This window comes from Leucobacter sp. CX87 (assembly GCF_018682295.1).
Classification (GTDB): Bacteria; Actinomycetota; Actinomycetes; order Actinomycetales; family Microbacteriaceae; genus Cx-87.
This window is the reverse complement of the sequence record NZ_JAFIRI010000008.1, coordinates 153,157-179,357: the sequence shown is the minus strand read 5'-3', so window position 1 is coordinate 179,357 and position 26,201 is coordinate 153,157. Positions and strand designations below refer to the sequence as shown.

Annotated in this window: 20 protein-coding genes and 1 other RNA gene; 19 read left to right on the top strand and 2 right to left on the bottom strand. The window is 68.0% G+C overall.

Annotated elements, in window-relative coordinates; all coding sequences use genetic code 11:
• The first annotated feature begins 72 nt into the window (after positions 1–72).
• From KOE53_RS12560 to KOE53_RS12540, 5 genes are all read left to right on the top strand, one after another.
• A complete protein-coding gene (locus KOE53_RS12560) occupies positions 73–927 on the top strand; it encodes a biotin--[acetyl-CoA-carboxylase] ligase (RefSeq protein WP_188058714.1) in 855 nt (284 codons plus the stop codon).
• Between the two features lie 96 nt (positions 928–1,023).
• Entirely contained in the window at positions 1,024–1,635 is a 612-nt protein-coding gene (locus KOE53_RS12555; protein WP_188058713.1) for a PH domain-containing protein, read from the top strand.
• A 153-nt stretch (positions 1,636–1,788) separates the two neighbouring features.
• On the top strand, positions 1,789–2,529 hold the full coding sequence (locus tag KOE53_RS12550; RefSeq protein ID WP_188058712.1) for an ATP-binding cassette domain-containing protein: 741 nt from the start codon (positions 1,789–1,791) through the stop codon (positions 2,527–2,529).
• A complete protein-coding gene (locus tag KOE53_RS12545) occupies positions 2,526–4,745 on the top strand; it encodes a YhgE/Pip family protein (protein WP_251364332.1) in 2,220 nt (739 codons plus the stop codon). The genes KOE53_RS12550 and KOE53_RS12545 overlap by 4 nt, the downstream gene beginning before the upstream one ends.
• A 91-nt stretch (positions 4,746–4,836) precedes the next feature.
• A complete protein-coding gene (locus KOE53_RS12540; RefSeq protein ID WP_188058711.1) occupies positions 4,837–5,445 on the top strand; it encodes a TetR/AcrR family transcriptional regulator in 609 nt (202 codons plus the stop codon).
• Here the strand turns inward: KOE53_RS12540 and KOE53_RS12535 are convergent, their stop codons facing one another.
• Entirely contained in the window at positions 5,446–6,045 is a 600-nt protein-coding gene (locus tag KOE53_RS12535; protein ID WP_188046337.1) for a YqaJ viral recombinase family protein, read from the bottom strand.
• Positions 6,046–6,137: 92 nt separating this feature from the next.
• Here KOE53_RS12535 and KOE53_RS12530 point away from each other — a divergent pair, with 92 nt between their 5' ends.
• From KOE53_RS12530 to ffs, 9 genes are all read left to right on the top strand, one after another.
• Positions 6,138–6,863: a response regulator transcription factor gene (locus KOE53_RS12530; protein WP_370566978.1), complete on the top strand. Its 726-nt coding sequence runs from the start codon at positions 6,138–6,140 to the stop codon at positions 6,861–6,863.
• Positions 6,864–6,884: 21 nt separating this feature from the next.
• The gene (locus tag KOE53_RS12525) at positions 6,885–8,408 is read left to right on the top strand and encodes a sensor histidine kinase (protein WP_188046339.1); all 1,524 of its coding nucleotides are present in this window, start codon (positions 6,885–6,887) and stop codon (positions 8,406–8,408) included.
• A gap of 202 nt (positions 8,409–8,610) precedes the next feature.
• On the top strand, positions 8,611–9,126 hold the full coding sequence (gene rplJ, locus KOE53_RS12520; protein ID WP_188046340.1) for a 50S ribosomal protein L10: 516 nt from the start codon (positions 8,611–8,613) through the stop codon (positions 9,124–9,126).
• Positions 9,127–9,197: 71 nt separating this feature from the next.
• Positions 9,198–9,575 carry a 50S ribosomal protein L7/L12 gene (gene rplL / locus KOE53_RS12515; protein ID WP_188046341.1) on the top strand — a complete coding sequence of 126 codons (378 nt, stop codon included), beginning with the start codon at positions 9,198–9,200 and terminating at the stop codon, positions 9,573–9,575.
• A 244-nt stretch (positions 9,576–9,819) separates the two neighbouring features.
• Entirely contained in the window at positions 9,820–11,556 is a 1,737-nt protein-coding gene (locus KOE53_RS12510) for an ABC transporter ATP-binding protein (RefSeq protein WP_188058710.1), read from the top strand.
• A 2-nt stretch (positions 11,557–11,558) separates the two neighbouring features.
• Positions 11,559–13,640, top strand: coding sequence for an ABC transporter ATP-binding protein (locus KOE53_RS12505; protein WP_188058709.1), 2,082 nt, complete (start codon positions 11,559–11,561; stop codon positions 13,638–13,640).
• A gap of 380 nt (positions 13,641–14,020) precedes the next feature.
• Positions 14,021–14,314: a hypothetical protein gene (locus KOE53_RS12500; RefSeq protein ID WP_188058708.1), complete on the top strand. Its 294-nt coding sequence runs from the start codon at positions 14,021–14,023 to the stop codon at positions 14,312–14,314.
• A 71-nt stretch (positions 14,315–14,385) separates the two neighbouring features.
• A complete protein-coding gene (locus tag KOE53_RS12495; RefSeq protein WP_188058707.1) occupies positions 14,386–17,004 on the top strand; it encodes a S8 family serine peptidase in 2,619 nt (872 codons plus the stop codon).
• Positions 17,005–17,009: 5 nt separating this feature from the next.
• Positions 17,010–17,106, top strand: an RNA gene (ffs, locus tag KOE53_RS12490) — signal recognition particle sRNA small type.
• A gap of 111 nt (positions 17,107–17,217) precedes the next feature.
• Here ffs and KOE53_RS12485 read toward each other — a convergent pair.
• The gene (locus KOE53_RS12485) at positions 17,218–18,045 is read right to left on the bottom strand and encodes a DUF559 domain-containing protein (protein ID WP_188046347.1); all 828 of its coding nucleotides are present in this window, start codon (positions 18,043–18,045) and stop codon (positions 17,218–17,220) included.
• Positions 18,046–18,283: 238 nt separating this feature from the next.
• Between KOE53_RS12485 and pta the strand changes: the two genes are divergently transcribed.
• The 5 genes from pta (at position 18,284) to KOE53_RS12460 (ending at position 26,198) form a co-directional block, all read left to right on the top strand.
• Entirely contained in the window at positions 18,284–20,413 is a 2,130-nt protein-coding gene (gene pta, locus KOE53_RS12480) for a phosphate acetyltransferase (protein ID WP_188058706.1), read from the top strand.
• Positions 20,410–21,600 (top strand): acetate/propionate family kinase, encoded by a 1,191-nt coding sequence (locus tag KOE53_RS12475; RefSeq protein WP_188058705.1) that lies wholly within the window; start codon positions 20,410–20,412, stop codon positions 21,598–21,600. Before pta ends, KOE53_RS12475 begins: the two co-directional genes overlap by 4 nt.
• A 58-nt stretch (positions 21,601–21,658) precedes the next feature.
• Positions 21,659–24,151 (top strand): DNA polymerase III subunit gamma and tau, encoded by a 2,493-nt coding sequence (locus KOE53_RS12470; protein ID WP_188058704.1) that lies wholly within the window; start codon positions 21,659–21,661, stop codon positions 24,149–24,151.
• A gap of 3 nt (positions 24,152–24,154) precedes the next feature.
• Complete coding sequence (recR, locus tag KOE53_RS12465) at positions 24,155–24,751, top strand: recombination mediator RecR (protein WP_188046351.1); 597 nt, start codon at positions 24,155–24,157, stop codon at positions 24,749–24,751.
• 169 nt (positions 24,752–24,920) lie between these two features.
• Positions 24,921–26,198, top strand: a complete 1,278-nt coding sequence (locus tag KOE53_RS12460) for an aspartate kinase (protein ID WP_188058703.1) — start codon at positions 24,921–24,923, stop codon at positions 26,196–26,198.
• Positions 26,199–26,201 lie beyond the last annotated feature (3 nt).

The window sequence follows — 26,201 nt, the reverse complement described above, 5'->3', positions numbered from 1 at the left end:
GCAACTCAGGAGATGTCCTCCAAGGGAATCCGGAAAGTGTTCGAGGGTTTCGCCAACTCGTACACTGCGGGTATGGAACTCCCTCGCTCACGCGCTGCCCTGCCCGAGGTCATTTGGCTCGAAGAGGCCCCCTCGACCAACCAGTCGCTGCGCGAGCTTCGAGCGGCGCGGCCCGATGCGCCACACGGCACCGCGATCGCCACCGCCACGCAGACCGCTGGGCGCGGGCGCCTGGGACGCGAGTGGGCCACCCCAAGCGGCACCGCGCTTGCCGTGTCGTTCCTCATCCGAGACGTTTCCATTGAGGGGACCGCGGGCGCGCTGGGGGTCGGCTGGCTTCCACTGCTCGCCGGCTCGGCCGTGGCCGCGGCGGTGCGGGTGGAACTCCCGGGCGCGCGCGTCGCGGTGAAGTGGCCGAACGACGTGCACGTGTTCGATCTCGGGCAGGATTCCGCCGAGCGTGGCGGAATCGGACGAAAGATTTGCGGGATCCTGTGCGAGCTGCTGCCCGGATTCGTCGATGGCGCGGGTGATGCGATCGTGGGTGCCGGGGTGAACCTGCTGATCTCGAGGGACGCGCTGCCCACCGAGCGAGCGACGTCGCTTGCGGCCGAGGGCGCGCCCGGGGCCGTGGCCGCCACCGTGGATGACCCGGCCGGCGCCGAGCTGCTCGACCGGGTGCTCGCAGCGGCGGGCACGGAGCTGCTGCGGCTCGCCCGCCTGGCGCAGACCGACGCCGATGCGGCGCGTGCCCGGGTAATCGCCGACTCGGCAACCCTCGGGGCGCACGTGCGAGCACATCTCCCTGGTGGCGAGGTCGTCCAGGGGCTCGCTCGCGCGCTCGCGGCGGACGGATCGCTGATTGTGGAGCGCGAAGAGCGGGAGCCCCTCACCGTTTCCGCCGGCGACGTCGAGCACCTGCGGTAGCCCCGGGGCAACCGCCGCGAGCGATCGCGCTCTCCGAGCTGAAGTTCACGGCGCGCGCGGAGGCTCAACCTCGGCGCGTCCGACACAATAGGAGGCATGTCGAACCGTGAGGAGCGCGCCGCATTGCGGGTCGCCGAAGTGGAGGCCTCGCTGGGCCCCGCAACGGCCGCCCACCTGCGCCCCGAGGTCGTCGTGCTGCGGGTGCGACGTCACGCGCGTCACCTCGCGTGGGTCGCCCTCGCGCTCGTCGTGATCGCCGGCGCCGCCGGAGTGTTCATCGGCCGCTTCGACGAACCCTGGCAGAACCTCCTGGCGGTACTCGGCGCGGGTCTCGCGCTCTTGCTCTTCGTGGTCCTCCCATTTCTCGCCTGGCTCGCACAGACGGACACCATCACGTCGCGGCGAGTGATCGTGCGCTCGGGGTTTTTCGTGCGCCACCGCCAGGAAGTGTCGCTGGGGCGCATCCGCGAGGTGCGCTCGCGCCGCACGCTCGGCCAGCGCATGTGGGCCGCGGGCGACGTCGAGCTGCTCGTGGGCGCCGAGGCACCCCTCGTGCTGCGCGATGTGCCGCAGGTCGAGCGCATGGTCGACGCGCTACACGAACTCATTGAGCGCAGCTATGCGCTCGACCGCCTCGCCCCGAACGCGACCTCCGCCCTGGGTGTCCACGGGATGCCCGGCGAGACCGGCGACACCGCGCGAATTTAGCGCGTACGAGCCTGCGTGTCTCTCACCGCCCGCTGTGACGCGGCGGCGCTTTGGCGTGCCCAGGTAGTGCCTTGCGATTTCCCTCGATCCGATTTAAACTGACTGGTCAGTACAAATCAGGAGTTCCCGGTGACCCCGGGGAGAGGACCAATCGTGACCATCATCCGAACCGACGAGCTGCGTCTCGCCACCCGACGCGGGCCCGTCTTTGGGCCTGTGAGCTTCGTGAGCGACACCCCGCTCACGGTCATCGCGGGCGCCCCGGGCAGCGGTCGCACCCCGCTGCTGCTCACTCTTGCCGGACGGATGCGCCCAAGCGGAGGCTCCGCCAGCGTGCTCGGCGACAAGCTCCCGCACGACCTCCGTGCGCTCCAGCGCCGCGCCGCGATCGCGGGCTTCCACGAGATCGATGACCTCGAGGACACGGTGACGCTCGCCCAGACCATCGCCGAGCGTCGTGCCTGGCTCGCCCCCTGGTGGGCGCCGAAGCGTCGCGCCAGTGAGGACGACGTGCGCGCCGCGCTCGCGCCGGTCTTCGCCCCGGCGGCAGGATCCGCGCCGACCGGCGGAACTCTCGTCCGCGACCTCGACGAGCTCAGCCGGGCGCGCCTGCAGCTCGCCCTCGCGCTCCTCGCGGAGCCCGAACTGCTCGTCTATGACGGCGCCGACCGCCTCCAGTCCGAGGCGGACCGCGCCGCGATCTGGGCGACGCTCGCCCGCATCGCGGCGACCGGCGTTCGGGTGATCGCTTCCGGCACCGAAAGCGCCGCCCGCACCGCGCGGGCCGAGGCAGCTGCCGCGGACGTGCCCTGCACCGTGGCCTGGCTCGCGCCGGCCGGGGCCGCGACTTCTCCGTCGCAGACCATCGCCGCAGCGCAGGTGAGCGCGCGATGATGTCGATGTTCTCCCCGGGCACCGAGCTCAAGCGCTTCCGTCACGGGGTGCTGCCGAAGGTCGCCGTCGCCGTGCTGCTCTTCATTCCGCTGATCTATGGCGCGCTGTACCTCTGGGCATTCTGGAACCCGACGGGCGAGATGACCAACCTGCCCGTCGCCCTGGTGAACGAGGACCGGGGCGCCACACGCGACGGCGAGGCTCTCGATCTCGGCGACGATGTGGTGGCAGAGCTCGTCGACTCTGCCGACCTCGGGTGGGTCGAGACCGACGCGGCTGATGCCGCGCGCGGCGTCGCGGACGGCAGCTACTACTTCTCGGTCACCCTGCCCGCGAACTTCTCGAAGGATGCGATCTCGGTCGGCACCGACGGGCCGCGCCAGGCGAGCATCGACGTCGAGTACAACGACGCCAACGGCTTTCTCGCGACCACGATGGGCAAGCAGGGCATGACCCAGCTGCGCGACGCCGTCGCCGAACAGGTGAGTGCGCAGACGGCCGACGCCATGCTCGTCGGCTTGAACGAGGCGGGCGACGGGATCCGTCAGGCCGCCGATGGCGCGGGCACCCTCGCCGACGGGCTGCAGACCGCATCCGACGGAGTGGGCACGCTCGCCGCGTCGCTCGGCACACTGAGTTCGGGCGCGAGCCAGGTGGCCGACGGCGTCGGCACGCTGCGCACGAAGTACGGCGCAGCGGTCGCGGGATCCGGCCAGGTAGCAGACGGTGCGACGCAACTCGCCGACGGAATGCGTGCGGCAGCGAGCGGCGCGAGCACGCTCAACACCGGCCTCGTCGATCTCGCGGCCGGGGCTGCCCAGGTCGAGACGGGCGTACGCGAGGTCACCGGCCTTGCCGGCACACTGGTAGAACAGGCGCCGACCCTCGCGAACGGCACTGCCGGTCTCGCGGCGGGATCATCGCAGCTCGCCGACGGCGCCGGGTCGGTCGCGGCCGGGGCGAGCGGGGTCGATGCCGGCCTCGCCGACCTCGCCGCGCAGATCGCGGCGGCACCGGCTGGCACCCCAGCGAGCGATTTCTTGCCGGCGCTGCAGGGGCTTAGTACCGGCGCGCACAGTGTCTCGACCGGAGCGAGCAGCCTGTCCGCATCGAGCGTGACCCTGCGCGACAACATCGCCACGTTGAACTCGAGCGTCCAGGCGCTCGTGGGGCAGCTGGCGAGTGCCGACCCCACGAAGCTTGCGCAGCTGAACGACGGTGCACACGCGGTCGCGGACGGCGTGGCGAAGGCGCGCGACGGTTCGGCAACCCTAGCCTCGAGCCTCGGCGCGGCTTCGGGCGGCGCGGCGACCCTCGCAAACGGAGCCGGCACCCTCGCCGGATCGCTCGCGGCGGGGAGCCCCGACATCACCCGGCTCGACACGGGCGCCACGGCTGTGGCAGACGGCGCCGGGAAGATCCTGACGGGGGCGGGCACCCTCGGCGACGGGGCCACGCGCCTCGCGACCGGCGCGGACCAGCTGCACACCAGCCTGGCCGAGGGCGGGGAGCGCATCCCCAGCCTGACGCAGACGGAGATCGCGGGCCGCGCAGACATCGCTGCGGCGCCGATCGCGCTTGAAGAGGCGAACGCGGCCGAGGCTGGGGGATTCGGCGAGGGCTTCGCGCCCTTTTTCATTGCCCTGGCGACCTTCGTCGGTGCGCTGATCACCTGGCTGATCCTGCGTCCGCTGCCGCAGCGCGCGCTCGCCGCAGGTGCGAGCGGACTGCGCGCGGTGCTGACCGGCTTCGTGCCCGCGGTGGTCATCGGCGTCGGCCAGGTCGTCATCATGATGCTGGTGCTCGTCTACGGCATCGGCCTCGAACCCACGCACTGGGTGGGCACGACGCTGTTCATGCTGCTGGTGACCCTGGCCTTCATGGCGCTGCAGCAGATGTTCATCGTGCTGTTCGGGTCGGCGGCCGGCCGCGTGATCAGCCTCGTGCTCCTCATGCTGCAGCTGAGTTCGTCGGGCGGCACCTACCCCGTCGAGACGACGCCCGGATTCTTCCAGGCGCTGCACCCATTCATGCCGGCGAGCTGGGTCGTCGACGGGCTGCGCCAGCTCATCACCGGCGGCATCGACGGCCGGCTCCTCGGTTCGATCCTGGTCATGGCCGGGATCCTGATCGGCTCGCTCGCGGTGAGCTCGTGGAGCGCGGCGCGGCAGCGGGTGTGGAGCATGAAGCGGCTCTACCCCGAGCTCGTGATCTAGCGGGCCGGGCGGGCTGGCAGGACCCGGTGATCTAGCCTGGGATGGTGGAAGCTCAGCTTCCCCATCCCAGGCGAGCGAAAGGCAGAACCTCATGGCGGAACCCGCACCCACTCGCCGCACCTCGCCGACGAAGCGCGCGATTCTCGACGCGGCGCTCGAGCTGGCGTCGGCGCGAGGCATCACGGGGACGTCGATGGACGACGTGGCGCAGCTGGCGGGGGTCGCCAAAGGCAGTCTGTACTACAACTTCTCCTCGAAGGACCGTCTCTTCGAGGTGCTGCTCGAGGAAGGCATCGTGGCGGTCGCCGCGCGCCTGTCCGAGCGATCGGCCGGGCTCTCGGGACAGGAGGCGCTTCGCGCGCTCGTCGCCGGCGTGATCACCCTCACGCAAGAGAATACGGAGTTCGCGAAGCTGATGGCGGCCGAGCTTTTCCGCATGGACCGCAGCTGGCAGCAGTCGTTTGCGGCGCTGCGCCACGAGGTGCTCGGGCTGTTCGCGACGGCACTCGATGCTGCGGCTGTTGAGAACGGGGCAGGATCCGCGCCGACGCCGCGCCCGGCGAGGCTGATCGGCGCGGCGGGCGTGTTTGGCGCCTCGCTGCTCGCGGGCCTCGAGTGGCTCGTGTTTGAGCCTGACCTGCCCCGCGAAACGGTCGTCGAGGCCGTGCTCGCGCAGCTGTCGCTGAGCGGCGAGCGGTAGCTAGCTGGTTCGTTTGATGAGCGTGTCGATCATCTGGCCCGCGAGTCCCACGAGATGTGCGATCTCGTTCTCGTCGCGGTCGACCCAGCGGCATTCGGGGTCACCGACGGGCACGAAGTTCTCGTGTCGTTCCCACACCACGAGGGTGCGTTCCGCGCCGAGCACATACTGCTGCCACCACACCTGACGCAGGTAGTTGCGGGGGATCGAACGCCACACCTTGTTCGTCGTCTTGATCTCGGCCAGCTCGAGCACGCCGTCCGCGCGTTCGCCAATGCCGTCGGGCGTCGCGAGGTGTCGGATGTCGCCGGGGGCGTGGAAAAGTGCCGAGCTCGACTCGATGCGGTACCCGTCGCGCACCCAGGCGGCAATCTCGGGCTCCCGGGCCTTGCCGTGGTCGGTAAACGCGTTTCCGCTAAAGCCCGTCCCGTGCAGCTTCGCCCAAGCCGCGCTGTCGATGGACTTTGGCGTCGAAAGCTTCGCAACATCCGTCGCGGTAATGCCACGCGCCCGGGCTCGCATCCATGCGACACGGTCGGTTCCGTCTGTGACGAGACGCCGTCGGTAGGCGAAATCAGGCTGAGTCGGCGGAGTGGACATGGGTTCCATTCTCCCACCTACGAAGCAGTCGGAAACCTTCGAGCGGATTCATAGCCTTTAGCCGGACAATGAGGCTCATGTTGGGGAGCACATTGTCTAAGGCAAATGGAGAGAAGATCAGGGCACTCGTTGTTGACGACGAGGAGTCCCTGTCAAGTCTGCTCGCGATGGCGCTGCGCTACGAGGGATGGGACGTATCGACGGCCGCTAGCGGACAAGAGGCGCTCGCTGCGGTGCGGTCGTTCGAGCCCGACATCATGGTGCTCGATATCATGCTGCCCGATCTCGATGGCATGCAGGTGCTTTCGCGGCTGCGCGCCGAGGGGTCGACGATCCCGGTGCTGTTCTTGACGGCTCGCGACTCGGTCGATGATCGCGTGGCCGGGCTGACCGCGGGCGGGGACGACTACGTCACCAAGCCGTTCAGCCTCGAGGAAGTGGTGGCTCGGCTGCGCGGCCTCGTGCGGCGTTCCCTGCTTGCGCTTGCCCAGGCACCCGATCCGGTGCTGCGTGTGGGAGACCTCACGCTGAACGAGGAAAGCTACGAGGTGGCGCGCGGGGGCGAGCTGATCGAGCTCACGAGCACCGAGTTCGAGCTGCTGCGCTACCTCATGCGCAACCCGCGCCGGGTCGTCAGCAAGGCCCAGATCCTGGATCGGGTCTGGAGCTACGACTTCTCGGGCAAGCCGACCGTCGTCGAGCTGTACATCTCGTACCTGCGCAAGAAGGTCGACGCGAACCGCGAGCCCATGATTCACACCGTCCGCGGTGCCGGATACCTGCTGAAGCCGGCGGGCAATAGCCCGGCCGACAGCTAGACACGGCCCCACGAGGAGAAGATGACGGCGGAACGTGCGTCGCGGGCACGCCGCGTCCTCTCGCTGCGGGCGCGCCTGCTGATTGCGAGCTCAATGCTCGCGGCGCTCGCGATCCTGACTGTCGGCGGAATCGCCGTGGGGGAACTGCAGCGCAGCCTCTCCGCGCAGGTGGACAACCAGCTTGAGCACGCCTTCGGTCGCGCGGCCGATGTCGTCGCCGGTGCCGGCCCGACGTCGCTCTGGTCGACGCAGGGTCCGCTTGACGCGACGACGGTGCTGCAGGGCCCGGCCCAGGCGCCCGGAACCCTCGCCGTCGTATTGCGCGAGGGGACGCTCACCGGCGGCACGATCGGCCAGGAGGGCGAGGTGTTGCCGCTGCCGCGCGACATCCTCGATGGGCTCGTCGGGCTGCCCCTCGACGGCACGATGCACACGCTCGAGCTCGGCCCCGAATCCGGTAATTACCGTCTGATCGCCGGACAGGCCGATCGCACGACTGTCGTCGTCGGGCTCCCGCTTGCCCCGGTCGAAGCGACGAGCGCGCGCATTGCACTGACAGTCGGGCTGAGCACGGCCGTGGCGGTCCTCGCGATGCTGGTGGTCGGCTCACTGATGATCCGGCGGAGCCTGCGCCCGCTGGAGACCCTTGCACGCACGGCGGATGAGGCGGCGACGCGGCAGCTTGCCACGGGCGGTGATATCGGTCTCGATCGCATCGACCTGGCCGGGGCAGACCCGCGCAGCGAGGTCGGTCGGGTGCTGACCGCATACAACCGCATGGTCGGAAACGTCGAGGGAGCCCTGCGCGATCGCGAGGAGAGCGAACAGCAGGTGCGCCGGTTCGTCGCTGATGCGAGCCACGAGCTGCGCACCCCGCTCGCCTCAATACGTGGCTACTCGGAGTTCGTCCGGCGGATGGGCTCGAATGACCTTCCCGAGGACATCGTGCGCTCGATTGGCAGGATCGAGGCCGAGTCGCTGCGCATGCAGGCGCTGGTCGAAGACCTCCTGCTACTGACCCGGATCGATCAGGGTCAGGAGCTCCGGCTGCAATCAGTGGACCTCACGGGGGTGCTGCGAAATGCAATCGCGGACGCCGCGATGGCTGATCCGGATCGGACCTGGGTGCTGGAGGGTGCCGAGTTGACCGATCCCGCACCGATCTTCGTGCATGCCGATCCGCACCGCCTGCACCAGGTGTTCGCGAACCTGTTGGGGAATGCGCGAGCGCACACGCCCTCGGGTACGCGGGTGGCGGTACGGGTGCGGATCGACTACGAGGCTGAGCGCGTCGCGGTCGAGATTGCGGACAACGGCCCCGGTATTCCGGCGGACGTCTTGCCACGCGTGTTCGAGCGCTTCGTGCGCGGCGACGCGCAGCGAGTGCGCACGGACGACGGGGGCACCGGCTTGGGGCTGCCTATTGTGGCCGCGCTGGTGCACGCCTTCGGCGGGGAGGTGCGCGCCGCAGGCGGCTCGGGCGGCGCGATCATCACGGTCGAATTGCGGCTGGTTTGCCTGGACGGGCAGAATCCGCTAGGCTGACCCTTGGCCAAAGACCGCTGGTGGTTGTCCGCAAGGACACCGTAACGTTTGCGAAAGCAAAGACCTGCGCAGGTGTGAAAGCAGATTCGCAATGCGAATCACTCGAGCTCTGTGCGTCCGCGCCGGAGCTCTTTTTACTTTCTCCGTGTGTTTGGCCCCCGATTGACATCCGTCGAACGGGTTCCACAAGCTAGGGAGCGCCATGGCGACAAAGGAAGCTACGGTAGCCGACCTTCAGACGAAGTTTGAAGAGTCGACCGCCGTTCTGCTCACCGAGTACCGCGGCCTCACGGTTGCTCAGCTGCGGGAACTCCGCAACAACATCCGTGAGAACGCTACGTACGCCGTGGCGAAGAACACGCTGACCAAGATTGCGGCAAACCGTGCCGGCATCACTGCATTTGATGACGAGCTCGCGGGTCCTTCCGCTCTCGCCTTCGTGCACGGTGACCCGGTTACTGTCGCAAAGGGTCTTCGTGACTTCGCCAAGGCAAACCCTCTTTTGGTGGTGAAGGCAGGCTACTTCGATGGCAAGCCTCTGACCGCCGCTGAGGTAGGTAAGCTCGCCGATCTCGAGAGCCGAGAGGTACTGCTGGCCAAGGCCGCCGGTGCCATGAAGGCCTCGCTGGTTGGAGCCGCTTATCTGTTCAACGCCCCGCTCGCACAGGCCGCTCGCGGCTTCGGTGCGCTGCAGGACAAGCAGGAGGCCGCAGCCTAACTTCGGTTGGCGCGGTTCATTCCATCGCTCGTCACGCAGGTGCGGGCAAACACTGATTAGGGAGATACATCATGGCTAAGCTTTCGACTGAAGAGCTGCTCGAGCAGTTCAAGGGCCTGACCCTCATCGAGCTCTCGGAGTTCGTTAAGGCGTTCGAGGAGACCTTCGAGGTTTCCGCTGCTGCCCCCGTTGCTGTTGCTGCTGCTCCGGCTGCTGCTGCTGAGGTCGTCGAGGAGAAGGATTCCTTCGACGTCGTGCTCAAGGCTGCTGGCGACAAGAAGATCCAGGTCATCAAGACCGTGCGTGAGCTCACCAGCCTCGGCCTGGGCGAAGCAAAGGCACTCGTTGAGGCGGCTCCCACGCCGATCCTCGAGGGCGCTGCCAAGGACGCCGCTGAGGCTGCCAAGGCAAAGCTGGAAGAGGCCGGCGCAACCGTCGAGCTCGTCTAATTTCACTGCTTCAGTAGTGATTTGAGAACGGCCCCACCTTCGGGTGGGGCCGTTTTTGCGTGTGTGTCGGAGGTGTGTGCGACGCTGGACACCTGCGAATGTGCAGATTGGATACTCGCAGGGGAGTTCTCGGTGTTGCCTGGTGGTGCGCTGCTAAACTCTCCACTCGCGCCGCACCGTAAGGTCGCAAACGAGGTGTACCCTGGCCCCCTCTTGGCGGCGCGATCAACCCCTAAGGACTCCATTGGCTCTCCTCAAACTTCTTCTGCGACACGCGAAACCGTTCTGGCCGCTTGTCGTCGCAGTCGTCATCTTCCAGCTCATCGCGACGCTCGCGGCGCTCTACCTGCCGAGCCTGAACGCCCAGATCATTGACAAGGGCATCGCACAGGGAGATAGCGCCTTCATCTGGTCGACCGGCATGATCATGCTCGTCGTCTGCCTGGTGAACGTCTTGGCCGCGATCGGCGGCGTGTACTTCGGGGCTCGCACGTCGATGGCGATGGGCCGCAACCTTCGCCGCGAGGTGTACCAGAAGGTCAACTCGCTGACGGTCCTCGAGACGACTCAGATCGGTGCCGGCCCGCTCATCACGCGCGGTACGAACGACGTGCAGCAGGTGCAGATGCTTGCGCTGATGACCTTGAACTTCATGGTGTCCACCCCGATCATGTGTATCGGCGGCATCATCATGGCGCTGCGCGAGGACCTGGGCCTGTCCTGGCTCGTCTGGACATCGGTCATCGTCCTCTTCGTGGTCGTCGGCTTCCTGGTCTTCCGCCTGCTGCCGCTCTTCCAGACCATGCAGGCACGGGTCGACGACATCAACGGGGTGCTGCGCGAGCAGATTATGGGCATCCGGGTGGTGCGTGCCTTCGTGCGTGAGCCCTTCGAGCTTGAGCGATATGGCAAGGCCAACCGGGCGATCACCGAAGTTTCCGTCAAGGTCGGCAACCTCTTCGTGCTCATGTTCCCTGTCATCATGATGGTGCTGCATCTCGCTACCGCGGCGGTGCTGTGGTTTGGCGGTCAACGGGTCGATATCGGCGAGATGCAGATCGGCTCGCTCACCGCGTTTCTCCAGTACCTGCTGCAGATCCTCGTCGCTGTGATGATGGGCGTCTTCATGGTCATGATGATTCCGCGCGCCGCGGTGTGCGCCGAGCGTCTGCGCGAGCTTTTCGAGACCGAGTCGACCCAGCGGTTCCCGGCCGTCGAGACCGCGCCCAACCCCACTGCCGGGCGGGTCGAGTTCTCGTCGGTCACCTTCGGATTCCCTGGCGCCGACAGCCCGGTCATCAAGGAGGCTTCGTTTGTCGCCGAGCCGGGCAAGACGACGGCAATTATCGGCTCGACCGGATCAGGCAAGACCACGTTGCTGAACCTGCTGCTTCGCCTCTTTGACCCGCAGAGCGGGACGATTTCGGTCGACGGCACCCCGATCGAGCAGTTCACGCGCGGGCAACTGGCCGGCGCGCTGAGCCTCGTTCCCCAGCGGCCGTACCTGTTCTCGGGCACGATCGGCTCGAACCTGCGCTTCGGCCGGGAGAACGCGACCGACGCCGAGTTGTGGGAGGCGCTGCGCGTCGCCCAGAGTGCCGACTTTGTGCGCGAGAAGGAGCTGCAGCTGGACGAGCCCGTCGCGCAGGGTGGCACAAGCGTCTCCGGCGGTCAGCGTCAGCGACTCTCGATCGCGCGGACCCTGGTCGCGCGCCCCCGCGTCTACCTCTTCGACGACTCATTCTCGGCGCTCGACGTGGCGACCGACTCACGCCTGCGGGCCGCCCTGCCCGAAGCGACCGACGGTGCGACCGTCATCATCGTGGCGCAACGCGTCTCGACGATCACCGAGGCCGACCAGATTCTGGTGATGGAGGACGGCGAGATCGTCGACCGCGGCACCCACGAGGAACTGCTGGAAACGAGCTCCGTGTACCAAGAAATTGTTCGATCGCAGCTCGATACGACGGAGGTGGCGTAACCATGGCGAAGCGTTCAGCAGATTCCACCGCCCCCGCGGAGGCGGCCGAGACGGTCGACGAGACCGAGCAGTACATGCCCACCGAGGCCGACGGCGACATGTTCGGCGGCACCCCGGCGCGCAAGCCCAAGCACTTCTGGCCGTCGGCGAAACGCCTGATGGGGCTCCTCAAGCCCGAGAAGTTCTGGTTCAGCATCGTCGTGCTGCTGGTCGTCGGGTCGGTCGTGCTCACCGTGATCGCCCCCAAGATTTTGGGCCAGGCGATGGACGTCATCTTCAACGGCGTGCTCGGCTCACAGCTTCCCGCCGGCGTGCCGCTCACCGACGTCATCGCGGGCCTTCGAGCCTCCGGCGACAATGACTTTGCGAACATGCTGGAGGGCACCACGATCGTGCCGGGCGAAGGGATCGATTTCGGTCTGCTCGGCCGTCTCATCATCATCGTCCTCGCGCTCTACCTGGTCGCGTCGCTCCTGATGTGGCTGCAGGGCTACGTCCTCAACGCGCTCGTGATGCGCGTCGTCTACAACCTGCGCCAGGACATCGAGCAGAAGATCAACCGCCTGCCGCTGAGCTACTTCGATTCGCGCCAGCGCGGAGACGTGCTGTCGCGCGTGACGAACGACGTCGACAACATTCAGTCGGCGCTGCAGCAGGCGTTCTCGCAGCTCGTGCAGTCGGTGCTCACTGTGCTCGGTATTGCCGCCATGATGTTCATCGTGTCGTGGCAGCTCGCGCTGATCGCGCTCGTCGCCCTGCCGCTCTCGGCGATCGTTGCCGGCGTCGTCGGTGTGCGTTCGCAGAAGCTCTTCGCCGCGCAGTGGAAGCACACCGGTGAGGTGAACGGCCACATCGAGGAGTCCTTCACCGGCCACGAACTCGTGCGGATCTTCAACCGAGACGACGTCATGACGGAGGAGTTCGACCGTCGCAACGATCAGATGTTCCGCGCCTCGTTTGGAGCGCAGTTCCTGTCAGGAACCATCATGCCCGCGATGCAGTTCGTGTCGTACCTCACCTACGTCGCGGTCGCCGTCGTGGGCGGGCTCCGGGTCGCGGCTGGGCAGATGACGCTCGGTGACGTGACCGCGTTCATCCAGTACTCGCGCGAATTCTCGCAGCCGATCGGTGAGATGGCCGGCATCGCGAACATGCTGCAATCGGGCGTCGCGTCTGCCGAGCGCAGCTTCGAGCTGCTCGACGCAGACGAACAGGATCCGGAGACCGCGACCGACACGTTGCCCGAGCGCACCGATGGACACGTCGAGTTCGAGCACGTCAGCTTCAGCTACGACCCCGAGACCCCGCTCATCACGGACCTCTCATTTGAGGCTCGCCCGGGCCACACGGTGGCAATTGTGGGACCGACCGGCGCGGGCAAGACGACACTCGTCAATCTCGTCATGCGCTTTTACGAGCTGAACAGCGGCAGGATCCTGCTCGACGGTCGTGACATCACGACCCTCTCGCGGGCCGAGTTGCGTGGACATATCGGCATGGTGCTGCAAGACGCGTTCCTGTTCACGGGCACGATCCGCGAGAACATCCGGTACGGCCGGCTCGACGCGACCGACCAAGAGGTCGTAGACGCCGCGAAGGCCACCATGGTGGATCGCTTCGTGCGTCAGCTGCCCGACGGCTACGACACCGTCCTCGACGAGAACGGCTCGAGCCTGTCGACGGGCGAGCGGCAACTGCTCACGATCGCGCGGGCGTTCATCGCCGCGCCGTCGCTGCTGATCCTCGACGAGGCGACGTCCTCGGTCGACACGCGCACCGAGGTGCTCGTGCAGCAGGCAATGTCGGCGCTGCGCAGCGACCGCACGTCGTTCGTGATCGCGCACCGGCTCTCCACCATTCGCGATGCCGACACCATCCTGATGATGGAGCGCGGACGGATTGTCGAGCAGGGCACGCACGAGCAGCTACTCGCGGGCAAGGGCGCGTACTACACGCTCTACATGACCCAGTTCGCGGGCGTTGACGAGGAAGAGCTGGCCGCTACTGCAGAGATCGAAGGCCGACAGGATCCTGCCGGGTCTGACGCTGTGGCGCCATCCGCAGTCACGGGTAACGAGTCCTGATCTGCGGGCTGGGGATAGCCTTGAGCGCTACCCCCGGCCCGCGCTGAGCCGTCAGAGTCGCTCGTTCACCTATGTCTTCGGCGTCGTTCCACAATCCCCTCCGAATGCGCAATTTCGGTACCTGAGCTCGATCGTGATGACTCATGCAGAGCAGCCGACCGCTGATTCCCGGGTGCATGTTGCACCGACTCGGGTTATGCGCGTGGCGCTGCTGCTCGGGTTGATGTGAGTGGTGCTCGCCGCGGCCCGGGGGCCGCGGTGTTCGCGGGAGCTCAAGTGTTCGGCTTCATCCCGCAGCTAAATGAAGATGTAGGCGAGGTTGGCCCGCTCCTGGGGATGCGCTTCTTCGCGGTACCCAAGGGTGTCGGCGGCGGGGTCGGGTGCCTCCTGCTTGCGCGACGGCTGCGCGCTGGCGGCCACGGTTCGCGACCGAGTGGGTGGCGCTCGGCGAGGCGAGCGTCGCGGTGTGGGTTCCCGGGCGGGACGTCGAGATCCTGTGGACCGACATCGTGGGGGTCGACGCGCTGGCCTTCGAACAGGGGCGCGGGCAGGATATCCCGATGATCCGGCTGACCTTGCGTGCGGGCGGACCCCTCCACGGGGTGCAGATGCTCACCGCCGACGGGTACACCGTCCCGACGGACGCGCTCTTCGCAGCGCTGCACCGATACTAGCGAGAAATAGTTCGGATTCAGTTTTTTTATGGACAGGATCCACTCCGCGTCGATACTCTGTGGACTGCGCGGTGCGAAGCGAGATCAACCGGATCGACCCTGCCGCGCTGGGGGAGAGCTACATGCGTCAGAAGTCTCGTGCGATGATCGCCGTCATTGCGGCAATTCCGCTACTCGTTGTCCTTGCCCTGCCGGGTGTCGCGCAGGCCGAGGAACCGGGCGTGGTGGGGGAGCCCACCTCGCTCGGCGAGCGCATTGCCGAGGCGGCAGAAGGCGGGGCGGTCGGACCTGAGCAGATCGCCGAGGCGGTCTCGCTCCCCGTCGAGGGCGGTGGCAGCCTGACGTTCGACGACGCGCAGCGCATCACCGCGACCGTCATCTTTTCGGGCGCCCCTGATGCCGCTGTGCTCGCCCAGCTCGAGAGCCTCGCGGTCGTCGAGAGCCTGCTCAGCCCGTTCCCCGCGGCCACCATTCGCGTGGCGCCCGATCAAATCTCGGCGATCGAGGCGATTTCGGGTGTCGTCAGTGTCACGCCGGCCCTGAGCCCGCAAGCCGGGACGGGGGAGCTGCCGGCAACCGGCACGCTGCGTCCCGCGGCGCAGACGCCCGCCGGCGCGGCCTGCGGGCCCATCCCGATCGACGCCGACGCCCCGCTACGTTCCGACGCGGCGCGCGCCGCGTTTGGTGTCGACGGCACGGGCGTGACCATCGGCATCCTCTCTGACTCATTCGACCAGACCGTCTCGCCCACCTCGTGGGCCGACGACGTCGCCGCGGGCGCCCTGCCGGGCGCGGGGAACCCCTGTGGGCGCACGACCCCGGTCGAGATCCTGCCCGGATCATTCACCGCCAGCGGCGGCGCCGACGAGGGCCGCGCCATGGCGCAGCTTGTGCACGGCATTGCGCCGGGCGCGCAGCTGATGTTCGCGGGCGGGGGCAACAGTGAGCTTGAGATGGCGCAGAACATCCTGGGCCTGGCGGAGGCCGGCGCGACCGTCATCGTCGACGACCTCACCTGGTACTCCGAGGCCTACTACCAGCAGGGCTTTCTCTCGGCGGCGATCGAACAGGCAAAGCGCGAGCACGGAGTGACCTACTTCACCTCGGCGGGCAACTCGAACGGGGTGGGCTCCTCGGGCGCGAGCTCCGGCAAGCCAGTTGCGTCGTGGCAGACCACGGCCTACCGCCCTGCCGCATGCCCCGCCTGGGTCGCGGTCGCCGCCGGCGCAGACTGCCTCGATTTTGACCCTGATGCGGCGGTGGAGACGCCGTTTGACACCCTGAAGATCAAGGGCACCCAGCCCGGTGCCGACATTGAGCTGACTCCGATCGCCTCGATTAGCGAGCCGGTGTTTGGCGTGACCACCTCGTACGAGTTGCGCTTCTACAATGCAGACCCGGCGCTCCCCGAGCCGGCGCTCATCTCGACGCTCTCGTCGTTCGGCGGCCCCTTTCCCGGGCTGTCCGGATTAGTGGAGGTGCCGCGCGGTGGCGAGGTACGCATGGTGATGGTCCGCACCGCGCACGATGCGGCCGAGGCCCGCCCTCCCGCGGTGTTTCTCGGCTTCATGCGGGGCGGCGGCGCGATCGCCGAGCGTGCCTTCATGGGGAACGGCGTGACCGACTGGGTCGGCGAGATGGTGTTCGGTCACTCCGGCGACGGCTCGGCGATCGGCACGGCCTCGCTCGACTGGGCGAACCCAACGGAGCTGCGCGGCTACAGCTCACTGGGCCCGAGCACGCTGATCTACGACACGGCGTCGCTCGAGTTCCCGACGCCCGCGGCGCGCAAGGTGTCGCCGGTCATTGTCGACTCGCCCCAGATCGCTTCTGTTGATGGCGTGCAGACCACCTTCTTTGGTGAGGAGGACCCGGCTGAACCCGGTGTGTATCGCTTCTACGGCACGTCAGCCGCGGCGCCGAACGCCGCCGCGGTCGCGGCGCTCGGACTTTCCTACGCGCCTGAGCTCACCGGCGCTCAGCTGCGCGATAGCGTGCTGGCGACTGCCCGTGGCACGAGCGATGGAGGGCCCGTCAATCCGTTCGGCCCCGACAGCGCATACGGGTTGCTCAATACGGCCGACCCAGCCGTGTTCCCAGACAAACACGTCTTTGGCGCGGGAATCGTCGATGCAATGGGGCTGATCGAGTCACTTCCGGCACGCCCGACCGCGCCGCTCGATCTCGCGATCACGGGTGCGACGGTCTCGTCATTCAACGCGAGCTGGGCAGCGAGCGGCCAACGCCATCTCATCGAGCTGTTCGCGGGCGACCCGAGCTCCGGAACACTCGTGGCGAGCGAGCGCGTGGCGGCAACCGTAAGTGCCCGTTCGTTTACGGGGCTCCCCGCGAACACGGCGTACACCGTGCGGCTGACTCCCGTCGGTGCGCTCGGCACCGTGGGCACCCCGGCGACGATCGGTGCTCGCACCGCGGCCCCCGCGCCGGATCCGGGCCCCGGCGGCGAGGGAGGCGCCGGCCAACCTGCCAAGGGCGGCTCGGGCGCCGGCCTGAGTGCCACCGGTAGTCAGGACATGACCCTGTGGTTCGTCGCGGGCGGTGCGGTGCTGGTGCTCGGCATCGGCCTGATCGTCGGCGGGTGGCTCGTCGCCGCCAAGCGGCGCCGCGCCACGGCAGGCTCAGGCAATGCGGAGGTGGTCGCGGCAGAACCACCCGCCGAGATCAGCTAGACTAGAAAGGCCCCCCGCGTGGCGGCACCTCGGTGAACTCCCCTAGATCGGAAACGAAGCAAGGGTAGCCGGGCTCTGCTGGGTACGCGGGGGGTCTTTGCTGCCCTCGGCCCCCTGGTCTGTGCGTTGGGACAGCAATTTCGCGTATCCCGGCAGAGTTCCGCCGGATTTTGCTGATTCTGGCGGGTTTCGCTGAAGCTTTGGGCACAGGCCCTATCCCTCGGTGAGGTGTAGCCCCTGGGCAACGGCGCGCACGATCAGCTCCTGAACCGCGGGCCAGTCGTCAATGATCTGGCCATAGCTCACCCGAAAGACGGTGTAGCCCTGCAGCCGTAGCCGGGCGTCGTGCAAAATATCCGCGCTGCGCTGCACCCCGACGTGGTGGGCGCCGTCGACCTGCAGGATCAGCCGCTCGCCGATAAGGAAGTCGACGCGGTGCCCGAGTACCCAGGCCTGGGCAATGATCCGTAGGCGAAGGAATCGCAGGCGAGTGCGCACCAGCGTTTCGAGGCCCGAGTCCGCCAATGGACTGCAATCCTCGAGGAGCCTGCGTGCGCGGGGACGAAGCGGAAACCTCCGAATGGTCGGCTTGTCGATGAGTCCACGGTTGAGGGCTGAGTCCCACACGACGAGCGCGGCCTCGTAAGGTTGGCAGTCGGCAACGTGGCCGAGGACGTTTTCTATGGGGTCCTCGAGCACGCCCGGGACCCGGGTGCTGAGGGGCTTACCCCAGTGCATGACGCATCCTTCGCCCACGGGCCTTGAGCCGCGGCGCGGCGCGGCAAAGTGGGGCTCGGATTCCGCCAGCACCCAGAGACCCAGGCGTTTCGCCTGGGTGATGCAGGTTACTACGGCTCCCCGCCGCACCGCGACCAAGAGCAGCGGGTCGGCGTCCGGCAGGGCAACCCAGCCGCGCTTGGGTTGGATGAGCCGGCCGGCGCAGACCGCTCGGGAGATCTTGCGGGCGCTCCATCCCAGGCTGAGCAAGTCGGCGGATCGGGTCACGCCGCGCGCGTGGCGCACATCGAGTTCGAGAGACATGACATCAGCCTCCGGTGACGCCGCTCGTTGGCGGGAGTTCAGGTCGAGAATGTGGAGAACTCAATGACTGCGCCACTTGTGAGGGACGACTGGGTGTCCGCTCGCGCATCGCTTTCCCCGGCACTCCAGCGAAGTTCGGCAGGATCCTGCCCGATCCTGCTGATCCAAGGCAATTCTGCTGGAGTTTCACGACGGGGGCGATGGGTGGGGCGCCCCTGCCCCTCACTAAGCTGGACACGTGGCCAAGAGCTTGTATCTGACATCCGCCGAGGGACGCACCGGCAAGAGTGCGGTGGCGCTCGGGGTGCTCGACGCCCTGCTTGCCGACGTGCCACTGGTCGGGATCTTCCGTCCGCTGATCCGTTCAGGGAACGAGCGTGACCGAGTGCTCGAGCTCCTGCGGGAGCGCGCCGGCAGCACGATCCCGTATGAGGCCTGTGTCGGGGTGACCTACGAGGAAGCCGGACATGACCCGGACGCCGCGATGGTGCAGATCGTGGCCCGCTACAAGGCGCTCGAGGCGCAGTGCGACGCCGTCGTCATTGTCGGATCAGACTTCACCGATGTCGCCGCCCCGAGCGAACTCGCCTTCAACGCGCGGGTGGCGGCGCATCTCGATGCGCCGGTGCTTCTCGTGCTGGGCGGTCGCTCGTCCCAGAACGGACCAGAGATGCTCGGGCAGTCCGCCGCCCGCAGCGCGGGGGAGCTCGCCCAACTCGCCGAGCTCGGCCTCCAGCAGCTCGAGGCAGCACACGCCACGCTGCTCGCCGCGTTCGTAAATCGCGCGGATCCGGGGGTCCTCACGGAGATCACCTCAGCGGTCGGAGCGGCGCTTCCCGCGGGCACCCCGGTTTGGGCGATCCCCGAGCAGGTGCTGCTCGTCGCGCCCACCGTGGCCGGGGTACTCGACGCGGTCGAGGGCACCCTGGTGCGCGGCAGCGAAGCGCTGCTGAGCCGCGAGGTTCCCGGTGTCGTGATCGCGGGTATGTCAATGGAGCACGTGCTGCCCCGTCTGATCGAGGGCGCCGCGATCGTGGTCGCCGCCGACCGCGCCGAGACCTTGCTCGCCGTCGTCATGGCGCACGAGGCGGCGACCTTCCCAACACTCGCGGCAGTGGTGCTGAACGGCGATTTCGCGCTTTCGCCCGACGTCGAACGACTGCTCGACGGCATCGACTCGCGGCTGCCGATCATCCGGACCGCGCTGGGCACCTTCGACACCGCGCAGCGCATCGTCCGCGCCAGGGGGCTGCTCACGCCCGGCTCGCAGCGGAAGATCGACACGGTGATCGCGCTGTTCCGCGCGAACGTCGACGTCGCCGAGCTACGCTCCCGGCTGAGCGTGTACGCCGGCGGCGTCGTGACGCCGGTAATGTTTGCCTACGAACTCTTCGAGCGGGCCGCCGCCTTCGGCGCGCACATCGTGCTGCCAGAGGGGACGGACGACCGGGTCCTGCGCGCCGCGAGCACGCTGTTGTCGCGGGGTACCGTTCGACTGACCATTCTTGGGAAGCCCGCGCTGGTGCGCCAGCGCGCGGGCGAGTTGGGGCTGGACCTGGACGCTGCCGACGTCATCGACCCGAACGAGTCCCCGCTGCGCGAGCGCTTCGCCGAGGAGTACGCGCGCATCCGGGCACACAAGGGCGTGACGCTGGAGGCGGCCCGCGACCGCGTCACGGACGTGAGCTACTTCGGCACGATGATGGTGCACTTGGGGCTCGCTGACGGGATGGTGTCGGGCGCCGCGAACACGACCGCGCACACCATCAAGCCCAGTTTCGAGATCATCCGCACCCGGCCGGGGGTCTCCGTGGTCTCGAGCGTGTTCTTCATGCTGCTCGAGGACCGGGTGCTCGTCTATGGCGATTGCGCCGTCAACCCAAACCCGACCGCGGAACAGCTCGCCGACATTGCGATCTCGTCCGCCGAGACGGCCGCGCAGTTTGGCGTAGAGGCTCGCGTCGCGATGCTTTCGTACTCGACGGGATCCTCCGGCAGCGGGGCCGAGGTCGACCGCGTGCGCCGTGCGACCGCGCTCGTGCGTGAGCGCAGGCCAGCGCTCTTGGTCGACGGGCCGATGCAGTACGACGCGGCGAGCGACCCCGAGATTGGCGCGTCAAAGCTGCCCGGGTCGCCCGTGGCCGGCCGCGCAACGGTCTTCATATTCCCCGACCTGAATACCGGAAACAACACCTACAAAGCGGTGCAGCGTTCGGCGGGCGCCGTGGCGGTCGGACCCGTGCTGCAAGGTCTGAATCGACCCGTGAACGACCTGTCCCGCGGGGCCACGGTCGAGGACATCGTGAACACGGTCGCGATCACCGCGGTGCAGGCCGGGCTCGCGCGGAGCGAGGGGACACCCGCATGAGTCTCGTGCTCGTGGTGAATGGCGGCTCGTCCTCGTTCAAGTATCAGCTGATTGACCCGGATCACGGCGGTCGTCTCGCGACGGGCCTCGTCGAACGTATTGGTGAACCTTCCGGTCACCTCCAGCATCGCGGCGCCCCGGGCAGTGGCGTCGAGTGGGAGTGGGAGGCGCCGATTCCGGACCACGCGACCGGATTTGCCGCCATGCTCGCCACCTTCGCGCGGGCGGGCGTCTCGCTCGACGAGCTGACCGCTGTCGGACATCGCGTGGTGCAGGGCGGAAGCGACTTCTTCGAGCCGACGATTATCGACGACGCGGTGGCGGATCGCATCAGCGAGCTTTCAGTGCTGGCGCCGCTGCACAACCCGGGCGAACACCAGGCGATCGTCGCCGCGCGTGCGGCCTTCCCGGATATCCCGCACGTCGCGGTGTTCGACACGGCATTTCACCAGAGCATGAGTCCAGCGGCATATACCTACGCCATCGACCGCGAGGTGGCCCGCGAGTACGGCGTGCGCCGATACGGGTTCCACGGCACCTCGCACGCGTTTGTCTCGCGTCGCGCCGCCGAGTTCCTCGGCCGGCCCACCGAGGAGCTCAAACAGATCGTGCTGCACCTCGGCAATGGCGCCTCGATGTGCGCCATCGACGGCGGGCGCTCGGTGGACACTTCGATGGGGTTGACCCCGTTGCAGGGGCTCGTGATGGGCACGCGCTCGGGGGACATCGACCCGTCGGTCCTCTTCCACCTCGCGCGAGAGGGCGGGTTCGGGGTCGATGAACTTGATACTTTGCTCAACGCGCGCTCGGGCCTCTACGGGCTCGCCGGGTCGGGCGACATGCGCGACGTGCGCTCGGCCGCCGAGGCCGGGGACGCGGACGCTCAGCTCGCGTACGACGTTACGGTGCATCGGATCCGGCACTACCTCGGTGCGTACCTGGTCGAGCTCGGCGGCGCAGACGCGATCCTGTTTACCGCGGGAATCGGGGAGAACCTTGCCGTGCTGCGAGCGGACGTGATCGCTGGCCTTGAGTGGTTCGGTATCGCGATCGACCCCGCCCTCAATACCGTTTCCGGCGGGGGAGTGCGGCGAATCAGCACGCCCGAGTCGCGGGTGGAGGTCCTCGTCGTCCCGACGGACGAGGAGCGAGAGATCGCGACCCAGACGCTCGACGCGCTGCGGTAACTCGTGCCCGGTGTGAACTGCCGGGTTCGCTGTCGGTGGTCGCCGCTAGCATGGGGTCGTGGTCACCGCACTGTACAGACGCTATCGGCCCGAGACCTTCTCCGAGATGATCGGACAGTCACAGGTCACGGATCCCTTGATGACCGCGCTCCGGACGGGGCGCGTCGGTCACGCATACCTTTTTAGCGGTCCGCGCGGCTGTGGAAAGACGACGTCGGCCCGCATTCTGGCGCGCTGCCTGAACTGCGCCGAGGGCCCCACCGACACCCCCTGCGGCACGTGCCCCAGCTGCGTCGAGCTGAGCCGGGACGGCGGCGGATCGCTCGACGTGATCGAAATTGACGCGGCGAGCCACGGTGGCGTCGACGACGCGCGCGACCTGCGTGAACGTGCGGTCTTCGCCCCGGCCCGCGACCGCTTCAAGATCTTCATCATTGATGAGGCCCACATGGTCACGAAGGAGGGCTTCAACGCCCTGCTCAAGATCGTGGAGGAACCGCCGGAGCACGTGAAGTTTGTGTTCGCGACGACCGAGCCCGACAAGGTCATTGGCACGATCCGCTCGCGCACCCACCACTATCCGTTCCGACTCATCCCGCCCGCCGCGCTGCTCGACTACGTGCAGACGCTGTGCGAGAGCGAAGGGGTGGGCGTCGCGACCGGCGTCCTGCCGCTCGTCGTGCGCGCCGGCGGCGGGTCAGCCCGTGACACGCTGTCGATCTTGGACCAGCTGATCGCCGGTTCCGAGGGCGACACCGTCGACTACGAACGCGCGGTGGGCCTGCTCGGCTTCACCCACGAGGACCTGCTCGACGAGGCAGTCGCAGCGTTTGGCGCCCACGATGCGGCGGCGGCGTTCAGTGCGGTCGACCGCGTGGTGCAGACCGGACAGGACCCGCAGCGGTTCGTCGAAGACCTGCTGGAGCGCTTCCGCGACCTCATCGTGATCGGCGCGACCAACGTCGACGGCGCTGCCGCGGTGTTCCGCGGGGTCCCCGAGGACCAGCTGCGCCGCATGTTCGAGCAGTCGCAGCTGTTCAGCCACGGGGAACTGTCCCGCGTCGCCGACACGATCGCTGCCGGCCTCGATCGCATGCGGGGCGCCACTGCCCCCCGACTGCACCTTGAACTCATGGTGGCGCGAGCGCTCGTCTCGGCCGATACGGTGCCGGCGACTGCCGCTCCTGCCGCTGCTGCACGGCAGGCGACGCCGCGTCCCGCCACGGGCCAGGCTCACGCGCAGGATCGCGGCGCCGCGGCGCCCGCCGCGGGCACACCGGCCGCCTCGCCCGTGCGCGCAGCACCCGCCGTCCAGGCAACGCCGCCGGCGGGTCCGCAGACCACTGCCGAGCAGACCACTGCCGCGCCGTCCGCACCCGCGCCTGCCGCCGTGGCATCCACCGAACCGGTGAGCTTCGCATCCGCCGCCGCTGCGGCTCGCGCGCTGCTCTCGGAACCCCCGACCCCGGCTGCCGCACCGGAGCCGATGTCCGAGCCCCCCGAGCCCGAGCGTGCCGTGCCGGAGGCTGCACCGCCGGTTCCGTCCGGCGCAGAGCCCGACGCGTCCGAGCCGGAGCAGACGGAAGACGAGCAGGCGATACGTGCCCACCCCGCAAGCGACGCCTCATCCGCTGATTCAACAGCCGGGCCCGAGGGCACCATCGAACAGATCCGGGACGTTTGGGCTCAGATTCTGCAGAGCGTGCTCGACGCCAACCGCGTCGCTTGGTTGGCCTCGCGCGCGGTGAACCCGCTGGCGCTCTTGCCAGGCGGCATGCTGGGGATCGCCTTCGACACCCAGACGGAGCGCGACGTATTCCTCTCGGGGGATGCGCAGCCGACCCTCGCCGTGGCGATCGAGTCGGTGACCGGTATTGCCGTCCGCCGCTACCACCCCCGCGGCAGCCGACCCGGCGACCTGCCCCGCCCGGCGGCAGACGCTGACCAGGCATCGTCTGCCGACCTGTCTGTCGGTGCGCCTCCGGCGACGCCGGGCGCCTCTGCACTCTCCGACCTGGCCGCGCCAGCGGCCGCCCCCGAGGACCCCTCGAGCAGCGCCGCTAGCTCCCCCTCGGCGACAGTCGGAGGCTGGCCCGCGGTGGCCGGGCACGGCGCTTCGTCAATCGGGTCCGCTCCTGCCGAGACCCAGGCAGTCGACACTGCGACATCCGGAGGTGCTGAGGCGTCGCCAGAAGCGCCTGCTGAGTCGGTTTCGGCCGCCCAGGCCCCCGGCACGAACACCGAGTTCACCGGGCCGGACGATCTTCCCGAGCCACCTGAACCTGACGAAGAGCCGGAGCCCCCGTTCGAGGCCCCGGAGCCGCCGCACCCCCCAGAATCGCCCACGGCCTCGGAAACGTCAGTCGCCGCGGCGGCGTCGCCCGCCGCACCGTCCCAGGCATCGTCCCCCGCCTCAAGCACCCCCGCCTCAAGCACGCCCGCCGCGAGCGCAGGCCCGAGCTTTACCCGCTACGGTGAGGCGGTCGTGCGCGAGGTGCTCGGGGCGACGTTCCTCGAGGAAGTGCCGCGCGACGGCGGAATGGGGCGGTAGCGCATGTACGACGGAATCGTTCAGGATCTCATTGACGAGTTCGGTCGCCTCCCCGGCATCGGGCCGAAGTCGGCGCAGCGCATCACCTTCCACATCCTGCAGACGCAGAACTTCGATGTGGCCCACCTCGCCGAACTGCTCTCGACCGTTCGCGAGCGCGTGCGATTCTGTGAGGTCTGCGGCAATGTGACCGAGGACGTCCGCTGCTCGATCTGCCGCGACCCCCGCCGTGACCCCGGCCTCATATGCGTTGTCGAAGAGCCCAAGGACGTCGTCGCGGTCGAACGCACCCGGCAGTTCCGCGGCCTGTACCACGTGCTCGGCGGGGCAATCAGCCCCATCGACGGCATCGGGCCCGATGACCTGACGATCGCGCAGCTGATGCGCCGCCTGGGCGAGAGCGACATCCGCGAGGTCATCATCGCGACCGACCCGAACCTCGAGGGCGAGGCCACCGCGGCGTACCTGTCGCGGCTCCTCAAGACGATCGAGGTTCCGGTCTCCCGCTTGGCCTCCGGCCTCCCCGTCGGCGGCGACCTCGAGTTTGCGGACGAGGTCACTCTTGGCCGCGCCTTCGAGGGCCGCCGCACGATGGAATAGATTTCCAAGACTGGTCCGGATCCTGCGAGCGCGCCCGTCGCCGGTGCCCGAACTCGAGACGGAACCCGCGCCGCAGGCCCGTCGCGCCCATCCGTAAGGAAAAGTGCATATATCCCGCGGTAAGGTGGACGCTGGGGTGAAACCCCGAGAACCCCGGGAGGATGTCAACGTGGCCTTGATCGTGCAGAAGTTCGGTGGCTCCTCGCTCTCTGATGCCGAGAGCATCAAGCGCGTCGCGAAGCGCATCGTTGAGACCCGCCGCGCGGGCAACGAGGTCGTTGTCGCCGTGAGCGCGATGGGCGATACGACGGACGAGCTGCTTGACCTCGCCGCCGAGGTCACCCCCATCCCGGCTCCCCGCGAGCTCGACATGCTGCTCACCGCGGGCGAGCGCATCTCTATGGCGCTGCTCGCCATGACCATCAAGGGGATGGGCGTCGAAGCCCGCTCCTTCACCGGCAGCCAGGCCGGCATGATCACCGACGCCACGCACGGCGCCGCGAAGATCGTCGATGTGACCCCGGGTCGCGTTCGGGAGGCGCTCGACCAGGGCGCGATCGCGATCGTCGCTGGCTTCCAGGGCTTCAACCGCGGCACCGGCGACATTACGACGCTCGGCCGCGGCGGATCCGACACGACCGCAGTTGCCCTCGCCGCCTCGCTCGGTGCCGACGTCTGCGAGATCTACACCGACGTCGACGGTATCTTCACGACCGATCCGCGCGTGGTGAAGGCGGCGCGCAAGATCGATTCGATCACGAGTGAAGAGATGCTCGAACTCGCCGCGTCCGGCGCCAAGGTGCTGCACATCCGCGCCGTCGAGTACGCGCGTCGCCACGGCGTGACCCTGCACGTTCGCTCGTCGTTCTCCAACGTCGAGGGCACCATCGTTTATGACCCGGAGCACGGGCACCCGAAGGGAGACAATGTGGAAGAGTCGATCATCACCGGGATCGCGGCCGAGAAGAACGAGGCCAAGATCACCGTCGGTGGAGTTCCTGACGTCCCGGGCAAGGCCGCCCAGATTTTCGAGATCGTCGCGAAGACGATGGCGAACATCGACATGATCGTGCAGAACGTCTCGGCCGCCGACACGAATCGCACTGACATCTCGTTCACGGTGCCACTTGCCGACGGCAAGAAGGTCATCGATGCGCTCGAGGCCGAGCGCGAGGACGTCGCGTTCGAGCACCTCCAGTACGACGACCAGATCGGCAAGCTCGCCGTGGTCGGCGCCGGCATGCGCACGAGCGCTGGCGTCTCGGCGATGCTCTTTCGCGCCCTGTTCGACGCGGGCATCAACATTGAGATGATCTCGACCTCCGAGATCCGCATCTCGGTCGTGACCCGCGCCGACCTGCTCGACGAGGCAGTGCGCGTGCTGCACACCGCATTCGGGCTCGACGGTGACGCCGAGGCCGTCGTCTACGCCGGCACCGGCCGCTAACCA